We start from the raw sequence: 24917 nt of genomic DNA, 5'->3' as shown, positions 1-24917 counted from the left end.
TCCAGGAGGACAGCATGAGCATGTCCGGAACTCCGCATCTCAGCGTCGTCGTCGTCGGAGGCGGCCAGGCGGGCCTCTCCACCAGCTACTGGCTGCAGCAGCGGCAGATCGATCACCTGGTGATCGAGAAGCGCTTCGCCGCACACACTTGGTCGACGCAGCGCTGGGACAGTTTCAGCTTGGTCACGCCCAACTGGCAGTGCGACCTGCCGGGCCATCCCTACGATGGTCCCGACCCTGACGGCTTCATGAAGAAGGACGAGATCGTCGCCTACGTCCGCGGCTTCGTGGAGAAGGTGAACCCGCCGATCCGCGAGGGCGTGTCGGTGACGCGCGTGGCGCGGCGTCCGCACGGGGGCTTCGCGATCGCGACCTCGGACGGCGACTACACCGCCGACGAAATCGTGGTCGCGTCCGGCGGCTACCACACGCCGATCATTCCGCGCATGGCGGAGAAGCTGCCGAAATCGATCACGCAGATCCACTCCGAACAGTACCGCAACGCCGACCAGCTGCCCGCCGGCGAGGTCCTCGTGGTGGGTTCGGGCCAGTCTGGAGCCCAGATCGCCGAAGACCTCCATCTCACGGGCCGCAAGGTGCATCTCGCCGTCGGAGAGGCGCCGCGCTGCGCTCGGTTCTACCGCGGCCGCGATGTCGTCACCTGGCTCGCGGACATGGGCTACTACGAGATGACGGTCGACAAGCACCCCCTGCGCGAGGGCGTGCGCGACAACACCAATCACTACGTCACCGGCCGCGACGGCGGCCGCGACATCGACCTCCGGCGCTTCGCGACGGAGGGGATGGAGCTCTACGGCGTGCTGGAGGATTACGACGCCGGGGTCCTGCGCTTCCGCGAGAACCTCGCCGCCAGCCTCGACTTCGCCGACCGCACCTACAACGGCATCAACGCGGCGATCGACAAGCACATCGCCGAGACCGGCGTCGACGCCCCGCCGCCGTCGGTCTACGAGCCGGTGTGGACGCCGCCGGCGGAGCGCGGAACGCTCGATCTTGCCGGCTCCGGGATCACGTCGATCGTCTGGTGCATCGGCTTCACGCCGGACTTCCGCTGGCTCGACGCGCCCGTCTTCAACGGCGCGGGCCGTCCGGTCCACAGGCGCGGCGAGACCGAGGTCGAGGGCGTGTCCTTCATCGGGCTGCCCTGGCTGAACACCTGGGGCTCCGGCCGCTTCGGCGCGGTCGGCCGAGACGCGGAGTTCGTCGTGTCCAGGATCGCCGACCGCCTGTCGCGCAAACGCGCGCCCCTCAGCGTCGCCGTCTGACCATGAACATCGCGGTCGATCGTTCCGCGCTCGAGGGCGCGACCGTCTTCACGGCCCCGTGCCGGACGACGCGGGTGACGCTGGGCATGCCGGAGCTGTGCCTCGGCGGCGTCTCCGAGACGTGGCTGCTAAAGCTGTGCGGCGACCTGCACTGGCGGCTCCTCGCCGAGGTCTGCGGCGTCGCCGCCGCGGACTTCCGCGACGCGACCGGAGACAAGGTCTACGCCGCGTTCTGCGCGGTGCAGTCTCAGGGGCTTGCTCTCGACGCCTTCGCCGAGCACGACGAGCTGACGATCCGCTCGGAGATGACACGGACCTCCCGCACCCGGTTCGCCACCACGCATCGGCTTCAGCGTCGCGGCGGCGCGGCGGCGGGGAGTATCGCGCTGCTGTCGACCTTCGTGAAACGCGCGGAGGGAGGCTGCAATCGATCGATCGCCAAGGTCGTTCTGCCAGGGCTGCCGGCGTGGGACGGGTTGTCTCGCGGCGCCGCGATTGCGGCGCTGCCAGCCCAGCTCCGGCGGGGCCGCTGGACTGAGCATCGCGGCTTCACATGCGGCGACGAGAGCGACATCGGCCACATCGACGTGCGCCCATGCCCCACTCAGGATTTCAACGGCGCGGAGCTCATGTACTTCTGCGCCTATCAGGCCTTCGCCGATCGCGCGGAGTGGGACCTGCTGGACCTCCCCGCTCGCGGCGTCGCCGTCCGCGCTCGAGAGATCGTCTATCACGGCAACCTGGAGCCGGGAGCGAGGCTGACGGTCCGTCTGCGTGGGCTCAAGCGTCGCCCAGGCGCCGTCGGACACTGGATCGCGCTCGAGGCGGCCGCCGACGGCCGCCCCCTCGCCGATGTCTTCACAACGAAAACTACGGGTTTCCCGGACCCGTGATGCCCCCGCCGGGCTGGCTTTCCGACGACGGGTCGCTGCTTGGAAAGCTTTCCTTCAAGGTCTCGTCGAGCCGGCTCTCCTGGCTCTCGCTCTGGCCTGCCGCGTCCTGATGGGCGCCCTCGACGTCGCGGCGCGCCTGCTCCCAGTGCTGCTCCTCCTGACCGACGGGTTGGCCGGCCTCGATCCAGATCTGATAGGCCCGTTCTCGAATTTCCTGCGTGCTGTCCATGGCGGATTCTCCTTTGCAGAGAAAGGCCTCGGACGCGGTGAAAGTTCCGCGGGGCGACGTCAGCTCGCCTCCGGCTGCGGCGCTCCCTGGTCCATGATCTGACCGGCGCGGCGCGGACGCGTGAGCGGCGTCGGGATCGGCGCGTTGCCGCGGATCAGGCTGGAGCCGGAGTGGATGTCGCCCGCGACCTGCAGCGCGAACCGCTCCGCGTCCCGCCGCCGCACGTCCTCCGCGATCTCGGCCGCCTCCTCCTCGGGCACCCCAAGCGCGACCAGCGCCGCCTCGCCAAAGACCATGGCGGATTCGAACGTCTCGCGGATGTGATAGTCGACCCCGGCCCGCACCAGATCCATCGCGTGGCCGCGGTCGAACGCGCGCACGAACAGCTTGGCGAGCGGAAATTCGGACTGAACCAGCTCGACGATCTTTTCGGCCGCCTCCTGCTTGTCGACGCACACCAGAACCGCCCGCGCCTGACCCGCGCCGGAGGCCCGCAGCGTGTCCAGCCGCGTGCCGTCGCCGTAATAGACCTTGAAGCCGAAGGTCGCCGCCGCCTCGATCATCTCGACGTCGTTCTCGATGATCGAGACCTCGAAGCCGCGGGCGAGCAGCGACTGGCTCGCCACCTGCGCGAACCGGCCGAAGCCAATCACCAGCACCTCGCCGCTGAGTCCGTCCGCCTTGTCCACCCCGTCGAGCGACGGCGCGCTGCGGGGCAAGAGGCGCTTCAGCGCCAGCGCGGTGAGCGGCGTCAGCGCCATCGAGAGGATCACGACCGACGTGAAGATCGCGTTGGTCGGCGCGTCCATGATCCCGACGGCGGAGGCCGCGGAGTAGAGCACGAAGGCGAACTCGCCGCCCTGCGCGAACAGCGCCACCCGGTCGATCGACTCCCGGGAGGACGAGCCCATCAGCCGCGCGACGCCGAAGATCGCGGCCGCCTTGACCGCTATGAACAGCGCGGTGAAGGCGAGGATCGTCGGCCAGTGGACGGAGATCGCGGCCAGATCGAGCGACATGCCGACCGCCAGGAAGAACAGGCCGAGCAGGATGCCGCGGAACGGCTCGATGTCGGCTTCGAGCTGGTGGCGGAAGGTCGATTCCGACAGCAGCACGCCGGCGAGGAAGGCGCCCATGGCCATCGACAGGCCGCCGAACTCCATCAGCAGCGCCGCGCCGAGCACCACCAGCAGCGCCGCCGCCGTCATCACCTCGCGCGCCTGGGAGCGGGCCAGGATCCGGAACATCGGGTTCAGCAGATAGCGGCCGGCGAGCACGAGGCCGCCCACCGCCACGATCGCGATCGCGATCTCGCGCCAGCGGTCGGCGGCGTTCTCGCCGCTGTCGGCGGGCGCGATGAACGCCACGATCGCGAGCAGCGGCACGATCGCGAGATCCTCGAGCAGAAGGATCGAGACCGCCTTCTGGCCCTGCGCCGTGGACGTCTCGCCGCGCTCGTCCAGCATCTGCATGACGACCGCGGTCGAGGACAGCACGAAGCCCATGCCGGCGACGAAGGCGACGGCGGGGTCGAGTCCCGCCATGTAGCCGCCCAGAGTCAGCAGCGCGCCGGAGGCGACGACCTGCGCCACGCCGAGGCCGAAGATCTCGCGCCTGAGCGCCCACAGCCGCGAGGGCTGCATCTCGAGGCCGATGACGAACAGCAGCATGATGACGCCGAACTCGGCGACATGGAGGATTGCGCCGGGATCGGAGAACAGCCCGAACCCGAACGGCCCGATGACGAGGCCGGCCGCGAAGTAGCCGAGCACCGAGCCCAATCCCAGCCGCCGGAAGATCGGAACGGCGACGACGCCCGCGCCGAGCAGAGCCACGACCTGCACGAGTTCGCTCTGGCCTTCAGCCGCCATCGTTCAAAGCCCCCGCCGCGGATGTCCTGAGCGAAGAGGCTTAGCCGGCCCGTCGCCGCCGCGCATGCCCAATGCGCGGCCTGCGGCGTCACGAGGGCCGGAGAAGCGACGATAGCGGAGAGAGGCGTGGCCGAACGGTCACGGTTTTAGCGGGCGGAGGCCGCAAAAATCGCCCGGGCGGCCCGGCTCGCGTCCGCCGCCGAGGGAAACACCTTGCCTTCAAGCGCAAAGGCTTCGGACATCGCCGCGAAAAAGCGGTAGCCGCCGCGGTCCTGGCGCACGACGAGACCGGCCTGCCGGCCTCGCACTTCGATGACGAACGCTGCGCTCATGGCGCGCTCCTTTTCACGTCTCTCAAGAAAGAACCCCGGCGCCGTCGCGGCGGCCGGACCACATCGACCCTCGCGTCAGGGGCGACATCGTCCCGCGGCCGTGCGGAGCCGGGGTTTGAGGTGGTCGAGAGAGGACGTCGGGAACGCAGGCATGACGGACCTTCGGGGCTGTCGGAACCACGGGCGTTCGTCACGCCGTGGCGCTTTAGCGATTGGTGACGCGGCGCAAGCTGCTCGTTCAAAAGCCGCGGCGTTCAGTCGGGGACGACCCGAGCGCAGAGTGACGATGCGCCAGTCCAATCGCTGGGTCAACATAAATATATTCATTACATCGATTTTATATTTTTCTATGTTGCAGACGTCTATTGTCGTCTCGCGGAAGGCGGGTTGAGGCCGGTCGGCTGTTCGCCCCGCGCCTCGGCTCGCCCCCACTCGGTCGGCGACGTCGGTCACCATCTCGTGTTCGCGAAGGCCAGCCGCCGACCCGCGCGTCCGCCTCTCTCGCGCTCCGGCTAAGAGCGGACCATCGGGTGGCACGCGTCCGGAACGTCGCCGATCCGCGCTATCGGCGACGCTCGTTCGGCAACCCTTGGGCGCACGAAATGATGGATGTCGGCGGCTACGCAGGCTATGCGGGGGCTCCCCGCGGGCTTGCGGGACGGCGCGGCGCACACGACTTGCCGTGTCGATCTGTGAACTCTCCACAGCTGGCAGCCTCACCGCGCAGCAGAAAGCGACGCGCCATGGCGCCGGACGACAGCCGAACGGCCTCCCTGGACGCGAGCCAGCTGCGCGGGAAACTTCGCGCCTACCACGAGCCGAGCACGGCTCGCAGCGTCTATGAGATCGGCCTGACGGTCGCGTTGTTCGCGGGGACCTGGGCGGCCATGGCGGTCGCGCTGAACCAGGGCCTGGTGTGGCTCTATCTGTTGCTGATCGCGCCGGCCGCCGGCTTCCTCGTGCGGCTGTTCATGATCCAGCACGACTGCGGGCACGGCTCGTTCTTCCCGCGCCGCTCGGCCAACGACTGGGTCGGCCGCGTGATCGGCGTGCTCACCCTCACCGACTACGATTACTGGCGGCGCAGCCACGCCGTGCACCATGCGACCTCGGGCAACCTGGACCACCGGGGCGTCGGCGATATCGACACGCTGACGGTCGCGGAATATTGGGCGCGCTCGCCCTGGGGCCGCCTCCGGTACCGGCTCTACCGCAATCCGCTGGTGATGTTCGGCTTCGGCCCCTCGTACGTCTTCATCCTGCAGGGTCGTCTGCCTGTCGGCTTCATGCGCAAGGGACGGACGCTGTGGCTCAGCACCATGGCGACCAACGCCGTCATCGCGCTGATCGCGGGTCTGATGATCTGGGCCGTCGGGGCCAGCTCGTTCTTCCTCATCCAGCTCCCGGTGGTCGCGCTCGCCGCCTCCGCGGGCGTGTGGCTGTTCTTTGTCCAGCACCAGTTCGAGGAGACGCACTGGCGCGAGGGCGAGGAATGGAACGCCTCGGAAGCCGCGCTGCACGGCAGTTCGCACTATGATCTTCCGGCGCCGTTCCAGTGGCTCACGGCGAACATCGGCATCCACCACGTGCATCACGTGTCGAGCCGCATCCCCTACTACCGCCTGCCGGAAGTGCTCCGCGACTTCCCCGAGCTGCGCGCCGTGGGACGGCTGACGTTCACTCAGAGCCTGAAATGCGTGCCGCTCGCGCTCTGGGATGAGACCGCCCGCAAGCTGATCTCCTTCAAGGAGGCGCGTCTGGCGGGGCTTTCCCCCAGCCCGGCCTGAAGGTTAGAAATCTCGACGGCGGGTTTCACCGACGTTTCCTGGAGATGGGCCGCGCCACGGCCATGAAGGGGCGCATGCGCGTCGAGCGAACGGACATCGCGGGCCTGATTATCATCACGCCGCCCCAGTTCCGGGACGACCGGGGCGCGCTTTCGGAAACGTGGAGCAAGCGGAGGCTCGCCGAGGCGGGCGTCGCGCTTCCGGAGTTCGTCCAGGACAACCGTTCGCTGTCGCCGCGCCGCTGGACACTCCGCGGGATGCACTACCAGGCCCCGCCGCACGCCCAGGGCAAGCTCGTGCGCTGCGGGCGGGGACGGTTCTTCGACGTCGCGGTGGACGTCCGGACGAGCAGCGCGACCTACGGGCGGTCGTTCGGGATCGAGCTCAGCGCGGACAATGGGCTGCAGCTCTACATCCCCGAAGGCTTTCTCCACGGCCTGCTTACGCTCGAGGACGACACCGAGGCGCTCTACAAGTGCACCGCCGATTACGCTCCCGACGCGCAGGGCGCCGTCCGCTGGGACAGCTGCGGCGTGGACTGGCCGGTCCCCGCGGGAGTCGCGCCGCTCACCTCCCCCCGGGACGCCGAGGCGCAGGCCCTCGCGGCCTTCGTCTCGCCGTTCGCATGAGGAGCGGCCCATGCGCCTGATCGTAACCGGCGGCGCGGGGTTCATCGGATCGGCCGTCGTGCGGCTCGCCGTGCGCGAAGGCCATGACGTCCTCAACATCGACGCGCTGAGCTACGCCTCGTCGCTCGCGAACGTCGCCGAGGTCGCGGGCTCGACGCGGCATCGCTTCGCGCACGCCGACATCCGGGACGCCGAGGCAATGCGGGCGCTGTTTCGCGACTACCGGCCGGACGGCGTGATCCATCTCGCCGCCGAGACCCACGTCGACCGGTCGATCGACGCGCCGCGCGTGTTCGTCGAGACTAACGTCGTCGGCACGCTGAACCTGCTCGAGGCGGCGCGCGCCTTCTGGCTCGACGCGGGGTCGCCCGCCCGCTTCCGCTTTCTCCATGTCTCCACAGACGAGGTGTTCGGCGCGCTCGACGTCGACGGCAAGTTCACCGAAACCTCGCCCTACGCGCCGAACAGCCCCTACGCGGCCTCGAAGGCGGCGTCGGACCATCTCGCGCGGGCGTGGCATGCGACCTACGGCCTGCCGGTGATCCTGACGAACTGCTCGAACAACTACGGTCCCTTCCAGTTTCCCGAGAAGCTGATCCCGTTGACGATCCTCGCGGCGCTCGGCGGGCGGCCGCTCCCGGTCTATGGCGACGGCCGGAACGTGCGCGACTGGCTCTACGTGGAAGACCATGCGGCCGCGCTGCTGCTCGCGCTCTCCAGCGGAGTCGTCGGCCGAAGCTACAACGTCGGCGGCGACGCCGAGGCGACGAACATCGACATCGTCCGCACGCTCTGCGCGATCCTCGACGCGAAGCGACCTAAGGCGAGCCGCTACGAGCGCCAGATCGCCTTCGTCGCTGACCGGCCCGGCCACGATTTCCGCTACGCGATCGACGCGAGCCGCATCCGGAACGAGCTGGGGTGGGCGCCGCGGACGACGCTGCGGGTCGGCCTCGAGGCCACGGTGCAGTGGTTCCTCGACAACGAGAGCTGGTGGCGCGGCCGCATCGACGAACGCTCCGCGCGGCTCGGCCTCAGCGTGACCCCGCCATGATGAGGCCGCGATGACGCTCCTCGTCTTCGGCTCCACGGGACAGGTCGCACGCGAGCTGGCGTTGGCCGCGCCGGCGGCCCGCTTCGTCGGCCGGAACGAGGCCGACCTCACCGATCCCCGCGCCTGCGCCCGGCTGATCCGGGCCGCCCGGCCCGACGCGGTCATCAACGCCGCCGCCTGGACAGCCGTCGATCTCGCCGAGGAGCAGGAGGCCGCCGCGCTCATCGTCAACGGCGAGGCGCCCGGCCAGATGGCGCAGGCCTGCGCGGAGCTTGGCGCACCCTTCGTCCACATCTCCACCGACTATGTCTTCAGCGGCGCCGGCGAAGCGCCCTGGCGCGAGGACGATGCGACCGCGCCGATCAACGCCTACGGACGCAGCAAACGGCTCGGCGAGGAGCAGGTCCTGCGGAACGGCGGGCGTTGCGCGATCCTGCGCACCTCCTGGGTCTTCTCGCGCTTCGGGGCCAACTTCGTCCGTACCATGCTCCGGGCCGGCGAGGGCCGGTCGTCCCTGCGGGTGGTGGACGATCAGATCGGCGGCCCGACGCCTGCCGCGGCCGTCGCACGGGCCTGCCTCGACCTGGCGGCGGCGCTGCGAGAATCCGAAGCACATCGTGGCCTCTATCATCTCGCGGGGGCGCCCGACGTCAGCTGGGCGAGCTTCGCCTCGGCGATCTTCGAGACGGCTGCGATGGAATGCGACGTGGTGGGCGTTCCCTCGTCCGACTGTCCGCGGCCGGCGCGGCGCCCGTCCAACTCCCGCCTCGACTGCGATCGGATAAGGCGGCATTTGGGCGTTCGCAGACCTGACTGGCGATCTGCGCTTGGCCCGATCATCGCCCAGCTTCGAACGGACCACGCGTGAGCACGAGAAAAGGCATCATCCTCGCGGGCGGATCGGGCACGCGCCTCTATCCGATCACCCACGGCGTCTCGAAGCAGCTGATGCCGGTGTTCGACAAGCCGATGATCTACTATCCGCTGTCGGTGCTGATGCTGGCGGGCATCCGGGACATCGCGATCATCACCACGCCCGGCGACGCCGACCAGTTCCGAAGGGCGCTCGGGGACGGCCGGCAGTGGGGCGTCGAGCTGTCGTTCTTTACGCAGGAAAGTCCGGACGGGCTCGCCCAGGCCTATCTGATCTGCGAGGATTTTCTCGCGGGTTCGCCCTCCTGCATGATCCTCGGCGACAACATCTTCTTCGGGCACGGCCTGCCCGAGATCCTTCAGGCCGCAAGCGCCGGCCAGCAAGGCGGAACCGTCTTCGCCTATCGCGTCACCGAGCCTCAGCGCTACGGGGTCGTGGCGTTCGACGCCGCGGGGACGGCGACGGCCATCATCGAGAAGCCGGCGGCGCCGCCGTCGAGCTACGCGGTTACGGGCCTCTATTTCCTCGACGGAACGGCGTCGCGGAAGGCGAAGGACATCAAGCCCTCCGCCCGGGGCGAACTGGAGATCACGGCGCTGCTCGAGCTCTATCTGCGGGAGGGCTCGCTGAGCGTGGAGAAGCTCGGCCGGGGGTTCGCCTGGCTCGACACCGGCACGCACGAAAGCCTGCTCGACGCCGGCAACTTCGTGCGCACGCTCCAGCAGAGGCAGGGCGTGCAGACCGGCTGCCCAGAGGAGATCGCGTTCCGCAAGGGCTGGATCACGGGCGAGGCCCTGTCCTCGATCGCCGCTGGCCTGTCGAAATCGGACTACGGCCGTTATCTCAGGCAGCTCTGCATGGAAGAAGGCTTCTAGAAGATCGTTTTCGGCGTCACAGATGGTGCAGCGCCATCGGCCGCCCCTCGAGGTCCACGACGCGCATGCGGTAGCCGAAGACGGCGTCCAGGATTTCCGGCGTCATGATCTCCGCGGGCGCTCCCATCGCCACCTGCCGCCCGTCCCGCAGGGCGACGATGCGGTCGGCGTAGGCCGCGGCCTGGTTCACGTCATGGAGCACCGCGACGATCGTGCGGCCGGCGTCGGCCAAGGCGCGCAGGCGTCGCATCAGGTCGCGGGCGTAGCGCATGTCGAGATTGTTGAGAGGCTCGTCCAGCAGCAGGTAATCGGTCGCCTGGGCCACCGTCATGGCGATCAGCGCCCGCTGGCGCTGGCCGCCGGACAGCGTCTCGACGAAGCGCTCCTCGAGCGGCGTCAGGTCGAACTGGTCGAGCGTGGCCGCCACCACCGCCTCGTCCTCAGGCGTCAGCCGCCCGCGGCTGTGCGGGAAGCGGCCGAAGCCCACCAGTTCGCGGACGCGCAACCGGCTCGCGACGCCAGGATCCTGGCGCAGGACGGCGAGCGTCTTCGCGAGCGCCCGCCCCGGGGTCCCGTCCACGGGTAGGCCGTCGACCGAGATGCGCCCGGTTTGGAGCGGCTGCAGCCGGGCGATCAGCGAGAGCAGCGACGACTTGCCCGCGCCGTTCGGGCCGATCAGCGCCGTCAGGCCGCCCTTCGGCAGGGTCAGGCTGACGTCGTCCAGGATGCGCGCGCCGCCGCGCGTCAGCGAGACGTTCTCGATCCGGATCATCGCCGAGCCTCCGAGATCAGCAGGGCGAGGAAGACGACGCCGCCGAGGAATTCGACCACGATGCCCAGCGCGCCCTCCCCGCCGAGGCCGTGTTGCAGCAGAGCCTGTCCTCCGACGAGAATGACGACGCCCACCAGCGCCGCCGCAGGCAGGAGCACGGCGTGGCGACGCGTGTCGACCAGGCGCTCGGCCACCGCCACCACGAACAGGCCGAGGAACACGACCGGACCCACCAGCGCGGTGGAGACGGCGACGAGAAGGGCGGTCAGCGCGAGCAGCCCGACCGCCGAGCGCCGCCAGTCGAGGCCGAGCCCTGTGGCGGGGTCCGCCCCCAGCGCCAGGACGTCGAGCGCGTGGCGCGCCCGCCAGATCGCGGCGACGGCGAGGATTGTGACGACGCCGGCGATCGCGAGCAGGTCGCTGCGAACCGCGTTGAAGCTCGCGAAGCTCGCGCCCTGGATGGCGGCGAAGGCCGTTGGATCGACAAGGCGGATCAGCAGCGCCGAGAGACTGCGGAACAGCACGCCGAGCACGACGCCGCTGAGCAGCATCAGCGTGACGTCCATGCGGGCGCGGAGCAGCGGCAGGAACAGCGCGAGCGCCATGACGAGCATCAGGGTCGATTCCCCCGCGAACTTGAGGCGCGGGTCGAGCGACGCGAAGCCGTAGGCGCCGAGCCCGAACACCAGCGCGGTCTGGCCGAAGGCGTAGAGCGCGTCGAGCCCCATGATCGCGGGCGTCAGGATGCGGTTCGCCGTCACCGTCTGGAACGTCACGGTCGAGGCGGCGACGGCGACGGCCACGAGGACCAGCGCCAGCAGCCGCACGCCCCGAAGCTCAAGCGCGAAGGCGAGGTCGCCGCGCAGGTTGAGGCCGAGGAACGCCGCCGTCGCGACCAGCGCGAGCCCGGCGAGGCTGGCGAGCACGACGCGTTCGCGCTTAAGCACGGGCTGGCCGCGGACCGAAGAGCAGCCAAAGGAATGCCGCCGCTCCCACGACGCCGAGGACCGTGCCGACCGGCGCTTCGTAGGGGTGGCGCAGCAGCCGTCCCAGCACGTCGCAGCCGAGCGTGAGGCTTGCGCCCGCGAGCGCCGCCCACGGCGTCGCGCGCCGAAGGTGATCGCCGACGAGGCGCGTGACCAGGTTCGGCGCGACGAGGCCGACGAACGGGATCATGCCGACCGTGGTGACGGTGATAGCGGAGACCACCGAGACGATAACGAGGCCGAGCCGCATCATCGCCGCGTAGTCGAGCCCGAGGCCGACGCTCGCGTCCCGCCCGAGCGACAACACGGTCAGCCGGTCCGCCGCCCACCAGGCGAGGGCCGTCGCCGCGGCGGCGAGCCACAGCAACTCGTACCGCCCCCGCAGCACCCCGGAGAAGTCGCCGTTGATCCAGATCTCAACATACTGCAGGAGGTCGGTGCGCCAGGCCAGGAAGGTCAGTGCGGAGCCGAGCACGGCGCCGTAAGCGAGCCCGAAAAGAGGCACGAGCAGCGGCTGGGTGGGCGGCAGCCTCTGGGCGACCGCGACGAACAGCGAGGACGCCGCCAGCGCCGCCGCGCTCGCCGCCGCCATCTTCACGGGCAGCGAGGCGGCCGGCCAGAGCAGCGTGACCGCGAGAACGCCGAGCGCCGCGCTCTGTCCGCCGCCGGCGGTCATCGGCTCGACGAAGCGGTTGCGGGCGAGCGTCTGCATCACGAGACCCGCGACGGCGAGGCCCGCGCCGGCGAGGATCGCGGCCAGAGTCCGGGGCAGCCGGCTCGCGGCGAACAGCGTCCAGGCCGCAGGATCCTGCGTGAGGCGCGCGAGGCTGAGATGCCCCGCGCCGACGAACAGGCTGGCGGAGGCGAGCGCCAGCAGCAGCGCGACGCCCGCGAGGCCCGCCGGCGACGCGCGGCGGACAGCCCTCATTTCGCCGCGTCGAATGCGGCGGTCATGGCCTTGAACGTCCGGGTCAACGCCTGCACCCCGCCGCCGGCGACGTAGAAATCGGCTGGCGGGAGGTAGATCACCTGCCCCTTCTTCCAGGCGGTCGTGCCCGCGACGAGCTCATTGTCCAGCGTCGCCCGCGCGGTCGCGCCGGGCGCGCCGATCGCGACGGCACGATCCACGACGATGAGCCAGTCCGGGTTCGCCTGTGCGATCAGCTCGAACGACGCGGCCTCGCCATGGAAGCCGGCCTTGACCTGCTTGATGGCGGCCGGCAGGCCCAGCGCCTCGTGAACCCAGCCGAAACGCGTGCCCGGGCCGAACACCGAAATCTTTGGCCCGGTCGTCATCAGGATGAGACCGGTCCCCTTGCCTTGCGCCGCCGCGCGGGCGGCCTGCTCCGCGGCCTCCAGCTCCGCCTTCGCCGCCGCGGCCTCCGTCTCGCGGCCGAACAGCGTCCCGTAGGCCGCGAGCCGCGCTTTGGCTTCGCCTACGAGATCGCCGCCGGTCATGGTCATGTCGATGGTGGGCGCCACCTTGCGCGTCGCCTCGGCCCGCGGGGACGAGCGGCCGCCGACGATGACCAGGTCTGGCTTCAACGCGCTGAGCGCCTCGAGGTCCGGTTCGAACAGGGTGCCGACATGCGCCGCCTTGGCGGCGATCGGCTCGAGCGCGGGCGCGTAGAGCTTCTCCGGCACCCCGGCGGGGACGACGCCGAGCCTGTCCAGCGTGTCGAGCGCCGACAGGTCGTAGACCGCGACGCGCTTCAGGGGCGTCGCGACGTCGACCGGACCAGACGCGGTCATGATCTCGACGGCGGAGGCCGGGCCGACGGCGCAGGCGAGCGCGGCGATCAGGGGAAGGATGCGCCAGCTCCCGAGGAAACACGTCGCGGCCCGCACGCGGCCGACGCCGGCACCCCTCCGCGCGGTCGCATCGCCGCCGCGACCCGTCGCCTGTTCCGCCATCGTTCGTCTCCCGTCAACGCAGCGCCGGGCATGCGCCACCGATGGAAGAACGAGTCAGCCGGGAGAAACCCGTAAAAAACGCCGTCAGACGCGCTCCGCGCCGCCGGTGGCGCGCTGCGGCGCGTTCAAAGACGGCGGCAGCGGGATGAACTCGTGCTCGTCCCCCGGCACCGTGTCGAAGCGGCCTTTCGCCCACTCCTCTTTGGCGAGCTCGATCCGCTCAAGTCGCGAGGAAACGAAGTTCCACCAGATGTAGCGCGGGCCCTCCATCGGCTCGCCGCCGAACAGCATGAACCGCGCGTCGGAGCGGGCGTGGATCGTAATTGGGTCGCCGGGGCGCAGAACGAGGAGCTGGCCCGGCGCGAAGGCGTCGCCTGCGATCTCGATCTCGCCGGCGATGGTGTAGAGCGCGCGCTCCTCGTAGGTCGCGTCGATCGGCAGGCGCCGCCCCGCCGCGAGGCGAACGTCGGCGTAGAGCGTCGGCGACGCGACGGCGAGCGGAGAGATCTCGCCGAAGGCGGCGCCCGCGATGAGCCGCGCCTGGACGCCCTCCACGTCGATCACCGGCAGGGCCGCCGCGCCGTGGTGCATGAAGGCGGGATCCGCCTCCTCGATCGCGGTGGGAAGCGCCATCCAGGACTGGATGCCGAAGAGTTTCTGGCCCGTTCGCTTGCGGGTTTCGCTGGTGCGCTCGGAGTGCACGATGCCGCGGCCCGCCCGCATCCAATTCACGGCGCCGGGCTGGATGGCGATCTCGGTGCCGAGGCTGTCGCGGTGGAGAATCTCGCCTTCGAACAGGTAGGTCAGGGTCGCGAGGTTGATGTGCGGGTGCGGCCGGACGTCGATGCCCTGGTCGGTCAGAAACTCCGCCGGCCCCATCTGATCGAAGAAGATGAAGGGTCCGACCATCTGGCGCTTGGTCGAGGGCAGCGCGCGGCGCACCACCATCTCGCCCAGATCGACCGCTCGCGGCACGATCAAGGTCTCGATCGCGTCGGTCGACGGGCGGTCGCCGATCATGGGATCGGGACAGGGGCTCCAAGTCATGTCGTCTCTTCCTCCGCCGAGATCCGCGCCGAGGAGCGCGTCGCCGCGCCGCGATTGAAGCCCGGTTTCGACGCCTCGGCAATCGCGTGACGGCCGCGCACTGGCGGCCTCACCCCATGCGGTCGTCCAGCAGCGCCCGGTACTCCTCGGCGGTCGGCTGGCGCGGCGCGGTCGCGTGGCTGTGGTCGGCGAGCGCGCGCTCGACCACCCAAGGCAGCACGTCCGCGGTGACGCCGAGCGTACCCAGGCCCGCCGGCACGCCGAGGCGCCGGTTGAGGGCGTCAAGCTCGTCCGCAAGATCGGCCTCCGGCGGGAGGCCCATCGCCGCCTTGAGGCGCTCGATCTTGTCGCCGACATGGCCGGCGCTGAACCGCAGCACCGGCGGCATCAGGATCGCGTTCAGGGTGCCGTGGTGCAGCGACGTCGTCTTCAGGCCGCCGAGCGCATGGCTGAGCGCGTGGACCGCGCCGAGGCCCTTCTGGAAGGTCAGGCCGCCCTCGAGCGCGCCCATCATCAGTTCGGAACGCGCCTCGATGTCGCTCCCGTCGGCGCAGGCCCGCTCGATGTGCCGCCAGATGCGCCCGGCGCCGTCGAGCGCGATCGCCTCGGCCGGCGGATTGAAGCGGGGCGAGAGCAAGGTCTCGATGCAGTGCGACAGCCCGTCCAGCGCGGTCGCGGCGGTCAGCCACGCCGGCAGGCCAAGCGTCAGCTCGGGGTCGCAGATCGCGAGCTTCGGGATGAGGTGCGGGCTGATGAAGCCCAGCTTTCGGCCGTCGTCGAGACTGATCAAGGCCGCGCGGCCGACCTCCGAGCCGGTGCCCGCCGTGGTCGGCACTGCGATCAGCGGCGCGACTGCGGCGATCTTCGGAATGCCGCCGAGGATTGCGGCGTAGGTCTCCAGCGGACCGTCGTGGGTCGCGAGCAGGGCGACCGCCTTCGCGAGGTCGATCGGCGACCCGCCGCCGGCCGCCACCAAGCCGTCGCAGCCCTCCGCTTTGTAGACCTCGAGAGCGGCGAGCGCCGCGGATTCGGTCGGGTTGGTCGGGACGTCGAGAAACACCGGCGATCCCGCCGGGCAGAGCGCCGCGATGCGGTCGACGATCCCCGCCGCCTTCAGGCCTCGGTCCGAAACGATCAAGGGGCGGGAAATCTTGAGGCCCTGGATCGCCTCGCCAAGCCGAGCGACGGCGCCGATCTCGAAGTCGATCGTCGTCAGATAGGTGATCGGAGGCATTGTTCATTCCCCGGGCTTTTGATCGCAGCCCAAGGCAATCGCCCAGGTCGGAGCGATTGACAACCTCCGAAGACGCATCGCACGCCGGCCGGTAGGCCCTCCGCACGCCTATGAGGCCGTCGATCCGTGACGTGTAGGCGGCGCGCGCACCCGAAATCTCGGGCAGCGCCGGCCGACCTCGGATCAACCGAGGCCGGGACGAGGTCCGCCTCAGACCTTCGCGAGCAGGTCCGTCACCGTCACCTTCTCCGGCAGGACCTTGCGCTCGACCAGCCAGTCCGCGGCCTTCTGCAACTGGGCGACGAAGGCCTCGTCTGTGACGGGATAGATCTCGTAGCGTCGCTTGCGCTCGAGGAAGAGGTCGCGGACGGCGTCGGAGTAGCGGGGCGGCGTGCCTTGAGCGATCTTCTCGGCCTCCTGCGGGTTTGCGCTCGCCCACTCCGCCTCGCGGGCGAAGCCGGCGTTCACCAACCGCACGATGTCGGCGTTTTCGGTCGCGAAGGTGCGCGAGGTCAGCCAGGTCGTGAAGTCGATCTGGAAGTCGAGATCTCGCTCCTCGACGAAGATGTCGTGCGCCTTGTACTCGGCGCGGGCGATGTCGACGCCGGGGCTCCACATGGACCAGGCGTCGACCTTGCCGGAGGCGAGCGCGGGCGCCGCGTCCGGCGGGTTGAGGTAGACGAAGTTCACCTTGGAGCGGTCAACGCCGTACTTTTCCAGCGCCGCGACCAACAGGAACTCGCCCAGCCCGGAGCGATTCACCGCCACCGACCTGCCGACGAGGTCCTGGACCTTCTCGATCCCCGAGCCCTGCCGGGCGATGATCGAGGTCGTGCGCGGGCGGTAGACGAGGAACTGGGTGAAGACGAGCGGCGAGCCGGCGCTGATCGCTGCGAAGGCCGGTGTCGTGCTGCCGCCGAAGCTGAAGTCGGCGCTGCCGCCCGTCACCGCCTGCAGGGTCGGCGCGTGGTTCGGGAACGGACCGACCCACTCGACCTTGAGGCCCTGGTCATTGAGCGCCTTCTCGAACGCGCCGCGCTCCTTGGCGATCAGCGTGAGGCCCCCGGACGGTCCGAAGGTCAGCCGAACCTTGTCGGTGTTGCGCGCGGACGCAGGGGCGGCGCCCCCGAGCGAGAAGGCGCCGGACAGTGCGCCGGCGGCGAGCGTCGAACCCGCGAGGAACGAGCGGCGCGAAGGGGTGCGGAAGAACGACATGGGTTGAGCCTTAAGCGGGCGTTTGAGAGAGGGAGGACGCGGGAGAGCTCGCGCGGCGATCCGCCGGAACGACGCCGAGTTGGGCCAACAGGTCCGCGCGGGCGGCCTGGAGCGAGACCTCGTCCGAGAGCCGGATTTCGTGAGCGATCGCCCCGTCCCGCATGAGCAGGATGCGGTCGGCCAGCGCGAGCGCCTCGTCGACGTCATGGGTGACGAGCAGCACGCCCGGCCGATGTCGGGCGATGAGCTCCTTGACGAGCTGGTGCATCCGAAGACGCGTCAGCGCGTCGAGCGCGGCGAAAGGCTCGTCGAGGAGCAGCAGCTCGGGCTCCTGCACCAGCGCGCGGGCGAGCGCGACGCGCTGCGCCTGGCCGCCGGAGAGGTTGCGCGGCCAGTCGTCCAGCCGGTCGCCAAGGCCGACCTCCGCCAAAGCGGCGGCGGCGCGCTCGCGCGCCCCGTCCTCCGGCTGCCCCAGAGACACGTTTCGCCAGAGGCTGTCCCAAGGCAGCAGGCGATGCTCCTGGAACACGACGGCTGGCCGCCCCGGCGCGTTGACCGACCCGCCGTCGATCGGGTCGAGGCCGGCGAGCGCGCGCAGCAGGGTGGTCTTGCCGCAGCCGCTTTCGCCGAGCAGGGCGACGAACTCGCCGCGCTGGATGGTCAGGTCGAGGCCGTCGATGACGGTGCGCTCGCCGTAGCGCCGGACGAGGCGGCGGACGACGACAGCCGGAGCCGCGGCGACCGGGCTCATCGGGCGCCCTTTGCATAGTTCGGGTGCCAGGCAAGCAGCCGCCGCTCCAGCAGGCGCGCGATCGAATCTGATCCGGCGCCGATCAGCGCGTAGATCAGGATGGTTAGCACGATGACGTCCGTGCGCAGGAACTCGCGAGCGTCCATGGCGAGGAATCCGAGGCCCGCCTGTGCGCCGACGGTCTCGGCGACGACGAGCGCAAGCCAGGCGACAGCGAGGGCGTAGCGGACGCCCGTCAGGATCGAGGGCAGCGCGCCCGGCAGGATGATGCGCCGGATGGTGGTCCATCCCGACAGGCCCTGCACGCGTGCGAGTTCGAGCAGCTTCGGGTCGACCTGCCGGATCCCGAGGATCGTGTTGATGTAAATCGGGAAGACGACGCCGAGCGACACGAGGAAGATCTTCTGCGCCTCGCCGACGCCGAACCAGATGATCGTGAGCGGCAGAGCCGCCAGGAACGGCACCGCGCGGATCATCTGGACGCTGCGGTCGATCGCGGCTTCCGCGAGGCGCGAGAAGCCGACCGTGACGCCGAGCGAGAAGCCGATCAAGCCGCCGACGGCGAAGCCGGTCGCCGCTCTGAGGAGGCTTACGCCGAGGTCGGAGAACAGGCTTCCTGTGGAGGCGAGCTTGATCGCCGTCTGCACCACCTTGCTCGGCGCCGGCAGCACATGCGGCGCGACGTAGCCGCCGCGGCACAGGGCTTCCCAGACGATGAGCACGACGACGGGCGCCGCCCAGGACAGCGCGAGCAGCCAGCGCTGTCTCGCGGCCGCGCCGGCGGCGGCGGCGCGCGCGGACGGCCGGGCGGACGGCGCCCGCAGGCTGGGCTCGGGCGCGAGCGCGTAGCCGCTGCCGACGCGCGGATCGGCGAGGCTCATCGAGCGTCCCTCAGGCTCGCGGCGACCGTCGCCGGCGACCGGCCGAGACGCGGAAAGATCTCTTCGGCGAAGCGCCGCATCTCGGCGCGGAAAGGCTGGAACTGCAGCATGAAGACCTCGACGCCGGCGGCGTGGAACGCCGCGATGCGTTCGGCGACCTGGTCGTAGCTGCCGACGAGGCCGGCCGCCGTGCCGCCGTTCGTGCCGACGGAAGGGTTCTTCGCGATCGTCTGGAACATCACCACCTTCGGGTCGGTGTTGGCCTTCTGGATCGCCCGGTCGGCCTTGTCGCGCTCGGCGAGCGTCGCGAGCCTGCGGTGTTCGGCCTGGGCCTCGGCCTCGGTCTCGCGGGCGATCACGAAGGCCGCCAGGCCGAAGCGCAGCGGGCTTCCCAGGCGCGGCCGGGCCCTGAGGTCGGCGATCAGCCCCTCGACCGCCCCGAGCGGCTGGCCGTTGATGAACCAGACGTCGCTGTGCTCGGTCGCAAGCTCCCGCGCGGGCTCGGACTCGCCCCCGAGATAAATCCGCGGCCGCTCTCGGAATTTACCCGCCGGCGCCAGCACGTAGCCATCGATGGCGAAGTGCTCGCCCCGGTGCGTGACGGTCTCTCCGCGCAGCAGCCGCTTCACGATCGAGAGCCACTCGCGGCCATAGGCGTAGCGCAGATCGTGGTCGAGGAAGGGGATGCCGGCCCTGTCGAATTCGGCGCGGTTCCAGGCGTTGATCAGGTTGAGGGCGAAGCGGCCGCGGCTGATCTCCTCGATCTGCAGCGCCATCTTGGCGAGCACGACCGGGTGGTAGAGCGCCGGCTTGATCGCCGCGATGATTTCGATGCGGTGCGTCAGCGCCGCGAGACCGGCGGACGCCGTCCAGGCCTCGAGCTGATCATGGCTGGGCACATGAGGATTGGCGGTGTGCTGGGCGACGAGCACGGAGTCGTAACCGAGCGTTTCGGCCTCGATCACCGTGGCGCGGTTGTGCTCCCACGAGGCGTCGTAGGCCTCCTGCGGATCATGGGCGGCAGCGCGCGGTCCGTGCACGGGCGCCCACACGCCGAATTCGATCTGCGCCATCTCCAAGCCCTTCGCGGCGTCCGGCGCATTCCTCCGAAACTTCAACGAATAAGTCAATACAATCTATAAATTCTATGTACTACAAAGGCCCACTCAGGCGGGCGGCGTCACGGCTGGCCTTGACGCTGTCAGCGCTATGTTCCGAGCTCGCCCTCAAGGGCGCTCGGCGCTTAGCGCGCCCGACCCAACGGAGCAGTTCAGGCGATGGCTGAAGCCGGCTCGTCCTCGGAGGCGCTTGCGCGACGGCATCCCGTCACCCCTGACGGCCGCTATTTTGTGGTGAGGGGACGCCTGTGGAGGCTCAGCAATCCCGCTCTGTCGGACGACGAGCGGCGTCGACTCGTGTCCGAGCTGATGTCGGCCCGCAGCGCCGTCCGGACCGCGCGCGCCGACGCTGAAGCGCTGAAGGCCGCCCGCGACCGGGTTCACGCCGCGAAGGTCGCGCTCGGGGAGCGCGGACCTGCGTGGTGGACGGACGGCGCGCCTGATCTGAACCGGAAGCTCGCCCGGAACACCCCCTACGCCACATGGTATGACGCCCAGGACGCCGACGAGCCGAGGTGACGGAAGTCGACAAGAGCGCCGCGCGTCAGGGCGCGTTCTGGACGGCCGCAGGCTGCGGCTCGTCCTGATCGGGATCTCGACCCTGGCTCCGGTCGAGCCTGCGCATGATCGGCGTGACGGTCAGCCCATGCATGAGGATCGAGAGCAGGATCACCAGACCGACGATCGCCCAGAGACGTTCGCCTTCTTGAGCGGGCATGTGGTTGAGGCCGTAGGCGATGTAATAGATCGAACCCACGCCGCGGATGCCGAAGAACGCGAGCGTCAGCCGCTCCCGCCAGTCCGCTTTGTGCCCGATCAATCCGATCAGCCCGGCGAGCGGCCGGACCACGACCAGAATAACCACCGCGGCGGCGACGTCGACCCAGCCGAGCGGGGCCAGCAGGCCGCTAACGAGAGCGCCGCCGAAAAGCAGGAGCAGCGCCATCATCATGAGACGTTCGATCTGCTCCGCGACCTCGTGCATCCCGACGTGAAGCTCGTGGTCGCGGTGCGCATGCCGGAAGGTGAGCGCCGTCACGAAAACCGCGAGGAAGCCGTAGCAGTGGATGATCTCGGTCAGGCCGTAGGACACCAAGGCCGCGGACAGCGCGATCAGCCCGTCGCCGCTCTCCGCCAGCTTGGACTTCGCCGGCACATGGAATGTCAGCCACCCGAACGCCCGGCCGATGACGTAGCCCGCCGTGACCCCGGCGGCGATCTCCCAGATCACGTTGACGGCGATCCATTCGGCGACCCAGGGCTTTCCTGTCGCGGCCGACGCGGCGAGCGCGATCGCCAGATGAACGAAGGGAAAGGCGAAGCCGTCGTTCAATCCGGCCTCGGCCGTCAGCCCGAACCGCACGTCGTCCTCATCGTGCGACTTCGGCGGTCCGACCTGAACGTCCGCCGCCAGCACGGGATCTGTCGGGGCGAGCGCGGCGCCGAACAGCAGCGCCACGGTCCATGACATCCCGATCCACCAACCGCCGATCGCGGTGATGGCCACGATGCTAAGCGGCATCGTCACGACGATCAGGCGCAGAGCTACGGACCATCGCCGGACGCCGAACACCCGGTCGATCTTCAATCCCGCGCCCATCAGGGCGATGACGACCACGAGCTCCGAGAGGCGCTCGGTCAGCTCGGGGTGGAGGGTCGGCAGCGGCTCGAGCGAGATCCCCGGAAGCGCGAACAGAGCCGCGCCAAGCGCGATGCAGATGATCGGCAACGACAGCGGGACCCTCCGCAGCGCCGTCGGAAGCCAGACGACCAGGGCAATCAGGAGCCCCGCCCCGGTGAGCGCGAGGATGTAGGGGTCGGGGAGCAAGGCCTGGGGGATGGTCATGACCCTGAAAGAGCCGCGCCGCCGGATTGATCCGGCGTCTTTCGCGCGGCGCCGCTCAGTTCCCGCCCGCGCCGGCCGAGAAGCCGACCCCGGCTCCCTGCCGCGGCGCGAAATCGAACGCCTCGACGTGCTCCCAAGGTCCGCCGAGGTACCGCCACAGGTCGAGACCGGGAGCGTGAAAATCGTCGGGCGCGAATGAACTTCGCAGGCGCGCCAGCAGAGCGTGGGCGGCTTCTGGAGCGACCTTGTTCTGGACCGTCACATGCAGCCCGCCGAAGTTGCGGTCCTGGGGCGTCAGGTGCGGCCGCCACTCCGCGGCGAGCGCGCGCCTGATCTCGAGCGTCTCCGGGGACGACAGCCGAAAGGCGACGCCGCGGCCGAGCGAGGCCACGGACTGCACCGTCACCAGGGGCGGCGGGCGCCCGTCGACGACTGCGCGCAACCGTCGAATGATCTCCAACACATCTGCGCCCGGGAGATGGTGGAACAGGGTGACGTGCGACGACAGGTAATTGCGCTCCGGAGGAAAATGCTCCTGGCGCAACGCGTCGAACCTGACTTGCCGCGCCTGATCGAGGCGGAGCGTCAGGATGAGCGGCGGCGGGTTCCAAGGCTTGGCCGGCGCGTCGCTCCCAGTCACGACGCCTCTCTGCGCTCGTCATCGAAGGCGGCGCGGGCGCTCTCGATCGCCGGTCCGTTCTCGTGCGCCCAACGAGCAAGCGCGACCGCGTGCGCCTGCAGGGAGCGGCCGAGATCGGTGAGTTCGTAATCGACCCGCGGCGGAATGCTCGGGGTCACAGTCCGCGTCACCAGCCCGTCCCGCTCGAGACCGCGCAGCGTCAGAGTCAGCATCCGCTGGGACACGCCTCCGATCAGCCGTTTGAGCTCGTTGAAGCGTTTGGAGCCGTCTGCGAGGAACATGACGACCAGCACGGTCCACTTGTCGCCGACCCGCGCCAGCACCGAGTTCACCATCAGGCACTCGTGGGACTCCGCGCCCGCGTAGCCGGGGATGGGATCATCGGTGTGCCTGCGTTCCAAGAATGTGCCTCCTTGCGATCAGCGTCCAAGAGTAACTTATTGAGCCTCGGTTACAAACCAATACCGAGGATCACAATGAAACTGCTCCATGTCGACGCCAGCATTCTCGGCGCCCATTCCGTCAGTCGCGCTGTGTCTGCGGCGATCGTCCAGCGGTTCGAAGCCGAGACGCCCGGCGTCGAGATCGTCCGGCGCGATCTGGCGGCCGCGCCGCTGGCGCATCTCTCGGGCGAGCATCTGGCGGCCGCGGCCCCGGACGCGGACGTCTCCGCCGACACGAGGGCCGAGAACGCCGAGGCCGCTCGGGCGCTCGACGAGTTCCTGGAAGCCGATGTCGTGGTGATCGGCGCGCCGATGTACAACTTCACGATCCCAAGCCAGCTCAAGGCGTGGATCGACCGGCTGCTCGTAGCAGGCCGGACCTTCAAGTACGGCGAGAACGGACGCGTCGTCGGACTTGCGGGCGACAAGCGGGTGATCGTCGCGGTCTCCCGCGGAGGCTTTTATGGCGCCGACACGCCCATGGCGGCGTTCGAGCATGTCGAGACCTATCTCAAGTCTGTGTTCGCGTTCATTGGCGTCCCGCAGGTCGAGTTTGTCATAGCCGAGGGCGTCATGGCCGGACCCGGCTTGCGGGAGAAGGCGCTCGACGCGGCGCTTCAGGACGCGGCGCGGCTGAAAGCGGCGTGACGTCGGTTCGCGCAGCGCCGGCGACCTCACGCTTGCGCCGGCGTATGCCTTGGTAACGCACGATCGGCCGCCCTGCCCGCACAGGTGGCGGCCGACAGCACATGTAGAGTGGACGTCATGAAGAAGATCGGGTTCCTGTCGTTCGGCCATTGGTCGCCCTCCGCGCACTCGCAGACCCGCTCGGCGGGCGACACCCTGCTCCAGTCGATCGACCTCGCCGTAGCGGCTGAGGAGCTTGGCGCGGATGGGGCCTATTTCCGGGTGCATCACTTCGCGCGGCAGTTGGCCTCGCCGTTTCCGCTGCTGGCGGCCGTCGGCGCGAAGACGAGCCGCATCGAGATCGGCACCGGCGTCATCGACATGCGCTACGAGAACCCGCTCTATATGGCCGAGGACGCGGGCGCGGCGGACCTCATCGCCGGGGGCCGGCTGCAGCTCGGGATCAGCCGCGGCTCGCCCGAGCAGGTCATCGAGGGTTGGCGACACTTCGGCTATGCGCCGGCCGACGGCGAAAGCGACGCCGACATGGGTCGCCGTCACGCCGAGGTCTTCCTGAACGTGCTGAAGGGCGAAGGCTTCGCTCAGCCCAACCCGCGCCCGATGTTCCCGAACCCGCCCTGGCTGCTGCGCATCGAGCCGCACTCCCCCGGCTTGCGCGACCGCATCTGGTGGGGGTCGGCCTCCAACGACACGGCCGTCTGGGCCGCGCAACAGGGGATGAACCTGCAAAGCTCGACCCTGAAGAAGGACGAAAGCGGCGAGCCCTTCCACGTGCAGCAGGCCAAGCAGATCCGGATCTATCGCGACGCCTGGAAAGAGGCGGGCCACGCGCGGACCCCGCGCGTCTCGGTCTCCCGTTCGATCTTCGCCCTCGTGAACGACCAGGACCGGGCGTACTTCGGTCGCGGGGACGGCGACGACCAGATCGGGGTGATCGACGACATGCGGGCGATCTTCGGCAGGTCCTACGCGGCCGAACCCGACAAGCTGGCGGCGGCGTTGAAGGCGGATGAGGCGATCCAGGAGGCCGACACGCTGCTGCTGACCGTCCCGAACCAGCTGGGCGTCGCCTACAACGCCCATGTGATCGAGGCCATTCTGAAGCACGTCGCCCCCGCCTTGGGCTGGCGCTGAACCGATCAACCGCGCGGCGATGGTCATTCGCTGCGCCGTGAGCCGCCCTGTTGACCTCGACCTCTCTTAACTGTCTGCGGAGATCCCAACGGCGACGCCGTCGTCGAGCAGGCCCGACCCAAGTAGAAGCCCGGGATCGGTGCCCTGGCGCCCGTTTTCACCCCCGGACGAGCTGGGCGCTTCGCGCGCAGTCGGCGCCTTCCGCACGGGCGCCTCCTGCGGAATTCAGCCCACTCGGTCCAATAGCGGCGCCCAGCTTTTGAGCTGCACATCGACCGTCTCATGGGCCATATTAAACGCGTGTTTAATAGCGCGGTTGAGGACGGAGCCTTGGTTGGAAGGACGCGATGGAGATCGTTCCAACGCGTTCGACGAAGCGTCTCGTCGCGGGCCACCGCCTGCGCCCGGCGCCCTCCGCTCCGATCGATAGCGCCCCATGCGACCGCGCGCTGCGCCCC

General features: G+C 69.6%; 26 protein-coding genes. 10 read left to right on the top strand and 16 right to left on the bottom strand.

The window, feature by feature from the left end:
• Window positions 1–20: 20 nt before the first annotated feature.
• Both METY_RS18550 and METY_RS18545 read left to right on the top strand, forming a co-directional pair.
• Entirely contained in the window at window positions 21–1286 is a 1266-nt protein-coding gene (locus METY_RS18550) for an MSMEG_0569 family flavin-dependent oxidoreductase (protein WP_103122929.1), read from the top strand.
• 2 nt (window positions 1287–1288) lie between these two features.
• A complete protein-coding gene (locus tag METY_RS18545; protein WP_103122871.1) occupies window positions 1289–2179 on the top strand; it encodes a Pnap_2097 family protein in 891 nt (296 codons plus the stop codon).
• On the opposite strand, the gene METY_RS18540 is transcribed toward METY_RS18545, so the two are convergent.
• From METY_RS18540 to METY_RS18530, 3 genes are all read right to left on the bottom strand, one after another.
• Window positions 2157–2408, bottom strand: a complete 252-nt coding sequence (locus METY_RS18540) for a DUF2934 domain-containing protein (protein WP_103122870.1) — start codon at window positions 2406–2408, stop codon at window positions 2157–2159. The genes METY_RS18545 and METY_RS18540 overlap by 23 nt on opposite strands.
• A gap of 59 nt (window positions 2409–2467) precedes the next feature.
• Window positions 2468–4279 carry a monovalent cation:proton antiporter-2 (CPA2) family protein gene (locus METY_RS18535; RefSeq protein WP_103122869.1) on the bottom strand — a complete coding sequence of 604 codons (1812 nt, stop codon included), beginning with the start codon at window positions 4277–4279 and terminating at the stop codon, window positions 2468–2470.
• Window positions 4280–4425: 146 nt separating this feature from the next.
• On the bottom strand, window positions 4426–4611 hold the full coding sequence (locus tag METY_RS18530; RefSeq protein WP_103122868.1) for a hypothetical protein: 186 nt from the start codon (window positions 4609–4611) through the stop codon (window positions 4426–4428).
• A gap of 743 nt (window positions 4612–5354) precedes the next feature.
• On the opposite strand from METY_RS18530, the gene METY_RS18525 reads away from it, so the two are divergent.
• The 5 genes from METY_RS18525 to rfbA are packed head-to-tail and all read left to right on the top strand — an operon-like array spanning window position 5355 to window position 9830.
• Window positions 5355–6398, top strand: a complete 1044-nt coding sequence (locus METY_RS18525) for a fatty acid desaturase (protein ID WP_103122867.1) — start codon at window positions 5355–5357, stop codon at window positions 6396–6398.
• Between the two features lie 44 nt (window positions 6399–6442).
• A complete protein-coding gene (rfbC, locus tag METY_RS18520) occupies window positions 6443–7027 on the top strand; it encodes a dTDP-4-dehydrorhamnose 3,5-epimerase (RefSeq protein WP_244593731.1) in 585 nt (194 codons plus the stop codon).
• Window positions 7028–7037: 10 nt separating this feature from the next.
• Window positions 7038–8081, top strand: a complete 1044-nt coding sequence (gene rfbB / locus METY_RS18515; protein WP_103122866.1) for a dTDP-glucose 4,6-dehydratase — start codon at window positions 7038–7040, stop codon at window positions 8079–8081.
• Between the two features lie 10 nt (window positions 8082–8091).
• Complete coding sequence (rfbD, locus tag METY_RS18510; RefSeq protein ID WP_103122865.1) at window positions 8092–8949, top strand: dTDP-4-dehydrorhamnose reductase; 858 nt, start codon at window positions 8092–8094, stop codon at window positions 8947–8949.
• Window positions 8946–9830, top strand: a complete 885-nt coding sequence (rfbA, locus tag METY_RS18505; RefSeq protein ID WP_103122864.1) for a glucose-1-phosphate thymidylyltransferase RfbA — start codon at window positions 8946–8948, stop codon at window positions 9828–9830. The genes rfbD and rfbA overlap by 4 nt, the downstream gene beginning before the upstream one ends.
• Window positions 9831–9846: 16 nt before the next feature.
• Here rfbA and METY_RS18500 read toward each other — a convergent pair whose 3' ends face one another.
• The 10 genes from METY_RS18500 to METY_RS18455 form a co-directional block, all read right to left on the bottom strand.
• Window positions 9847–10602, bottom strand: a complete 756-nt coding sequence (locus tag METY_RS18500; protein WP_103122863.1) for an iron ABC transporter ATP-binding protein — start codon at window positions 10600–10602, stop codon at window positions 9847–9849.
• A complete protein-coding gene (locus METY_RS18495; RefSeq protein ID WP_103122862.1) occupies window positions 10599–11549 on the bottom strand; it encodes an iron chelate uptake ABC transporter family permease subunit in 951 nt (316 codons plus the stop codon). Before METY_RS18495 ends, METY_RS18500 begins: the two co-directional genes overlap by 4 nt.
• Window positions 11542–12516 carry an ABC transporter permease gene (locus METY_RS18490; RefSeq protein ID WP_103122861.1) on the bottom strand — a complete coding sequence of 325 codons (975 nt, stop codon included), beginning with the start codon at window positions 12514–12516 and terminating at the stop codon, window positions 11542–11544. Before METY_RS18490 ends, METY_RS18495 begins: the two co-directional genes overlap by 8 nt.
• Window positions 12513–13502 (bottom strand): siderophore ABC transporter substrate-binding protein, encoded by a 990-nt coding sequence (locus tag METY_RS18485; protein WP_103122860.1) that lies wholly within the window; start codon window positions 13500–13502, stop codon window positions 12513–12515. Before METY_RS18485 ends, METY_RS18490 begins: the two co-directional genes overlap by 4 nt.
• An 84-nt stretch (window positions 13503–13586) precedes the next feature.
• Window positions 13587–14549, bottom strand: a complete 963-nt coding sequence (locus METY_RS18480) for a pirin family protein (protein WP_103122859.1) — start codon at window positions 14547–14549, stop codon at window positions 13587–13589.
• A 109-nt stretch (window positions 14550–14658) separates the two neighbouring features.
• Complete coding sequence (locus METY_RS18475) at window positions 14659–15783, bottom strand: iron-containing alcohol dehydrogenase (protein WP_103122858.1); 1125 nt, start codon at window positions 15781–15783, stop codon at window positions 14659–14661.
• A gap of 210 nt (window positions 15784–15993) precedes the next feature.
• Entirely contained in the window at window positions 15994–16998 is a 1005-nt protein-coding gene (locus tag METY_RS18470; RefSeq protein WP_103122857.1) for an ABC transporter substrate-binding protein, read from the bottom strand.
• Window positions 16999–17008: 10 nt separating this feature from the next.
• Window positions 17009–17749 (bottom strand): ABC transporter ATP-binding protein, encoded by a 741-nt coding sequence (locus tag METY_RS18465; RefSeq protein WP_103122856.1) that lies wholly within the window; start codon window positions 17747–17749, stop codon window positions 17009–17011.
• On the bottom strand, window positions 17746–18630 hold the full coding sequence (locus METY_RS18460; RefSeq protein ID WP_200819735.1) for an ABC transporter permease subunit: 885 nt from the start codon (window positions 18628–18630) through the stop codon (window positions 17746–17748). The genes METY_RS18465 and METY_RS18460 overlap by 4 nt, the downstream gene beginning before the upstream one ends.
• A complete protein-coding gene (locus tag METY_RS18455) occupies window positions 18627–19703 on the bottom strand; it encodes an LLM class flavin-dependent oxidoreductase (protein WP_103122855.1) in 1077 nt (358 codons plus the stop codon). Before METY_RS18455 ends, METY_RS18460 begins: the two co-directional genes overlap by 4 nt.
• Before the next feature lie 204 nt (window positions 19704–19907).
• Between METY_RS18455 and METY_RS18450 the strand changes: the two genes are divergently transcribed.
• Window positions 19908–20267, top strand: coding sequence for a hypothetical protein (locus tag METY_RS18450; protein ID WP_103122854.1), 360 nt, complete (start codon window positions 19908–19910; stop codon window positions 20265–20267).
• Between the two features lie 25 nt (window positions 20268–20292).
• Here METY_RS18450 and METY_RS18445 read toward each other — a convergent pair whose 3' ends face one another.
• The 3 genes from METY_RS18445 to METY_RS18435 are packed head-to-tail and all read right to left on the bottom strand — an operon-like array spanning window position 20293 to window position 22635.
• Window positions 20293–21594, bottom strand: a complete 1302-nt coding sequence (locus METY_RS18445; protein WP_103122853.1) for a cation:proton antiporter — start codon at window positions 21592–21594, stop codon at window positions 20293–20295.
• A gap of 55 nt (window positions 21595–21649) precedes the next feature.
• Complete coding sequence (locus tag METY_RS18440; RefSeq protein WP_103122852.1) at window positions 21650–22234, bottom strand: 2'-5' RNA ligase family protein; 585 nt, start codon at window positions 22232–22234, stop codon at window positions 21650–21652.
• The gene (locus METY_RS18435) at window positions 22231–22635 is read right to left on the bottom strand and encodes a winged helix-turn-helix transcriptional regulator (protein ID WP_103122851.1); all 405 of its coding nucleotides are present in this window, start codon (window positions 22633–22635) and stop codon (window positions 22231–22233) included. Before METY_RS18435 ends, METY_RS18440 begins: the two co-directional genes overlap by 4 nt.
• 75 nt (window positions 22636–22710) lie before the next feature.
• Between METY_RS18435 and METY_RS18430 the strand changes: the two genes are divergently transcribed.
• Complete coding sequence (locus tag METY_RS18430; RefSeq protein WP_103122850.1) at window positions 22711–23325, top strand: FMN-dependent NADH-azoreductase; 615 nt, start codon at window positions 22711–22713, stop codon at window positions 23323–23325.
• A 117-nt stretch (window positions 23326–23442) separates the two neighbouring features.
• Window positions 23443–24459, top strand: coding sequence for an LLM class flavin-dependent oxidoreductase (locus METY_RS18425; RefSeq protein WP_103122926.1), 1017 nt, complete (start codon window positions 23443–23445; stop codon window positions 24457–24459).
• The last annotated feature ends 458 nt before the right edge of the window (window positions 24460–24917 follow it).

The organism is Methylopila sp. Yamaguchi, assembly GCF_002897035.1.
Lineage (GTDB): Bacteria > Pseudomonadota > Alphaproteobacteria > Rhizobiales > Methylopilaceae > Methylopila.
The sequence above is the reverse complement of the archived record's forward strand: the minus strand, read 5'-3'. Positions and strand labels throughout refer to the sequence as shown.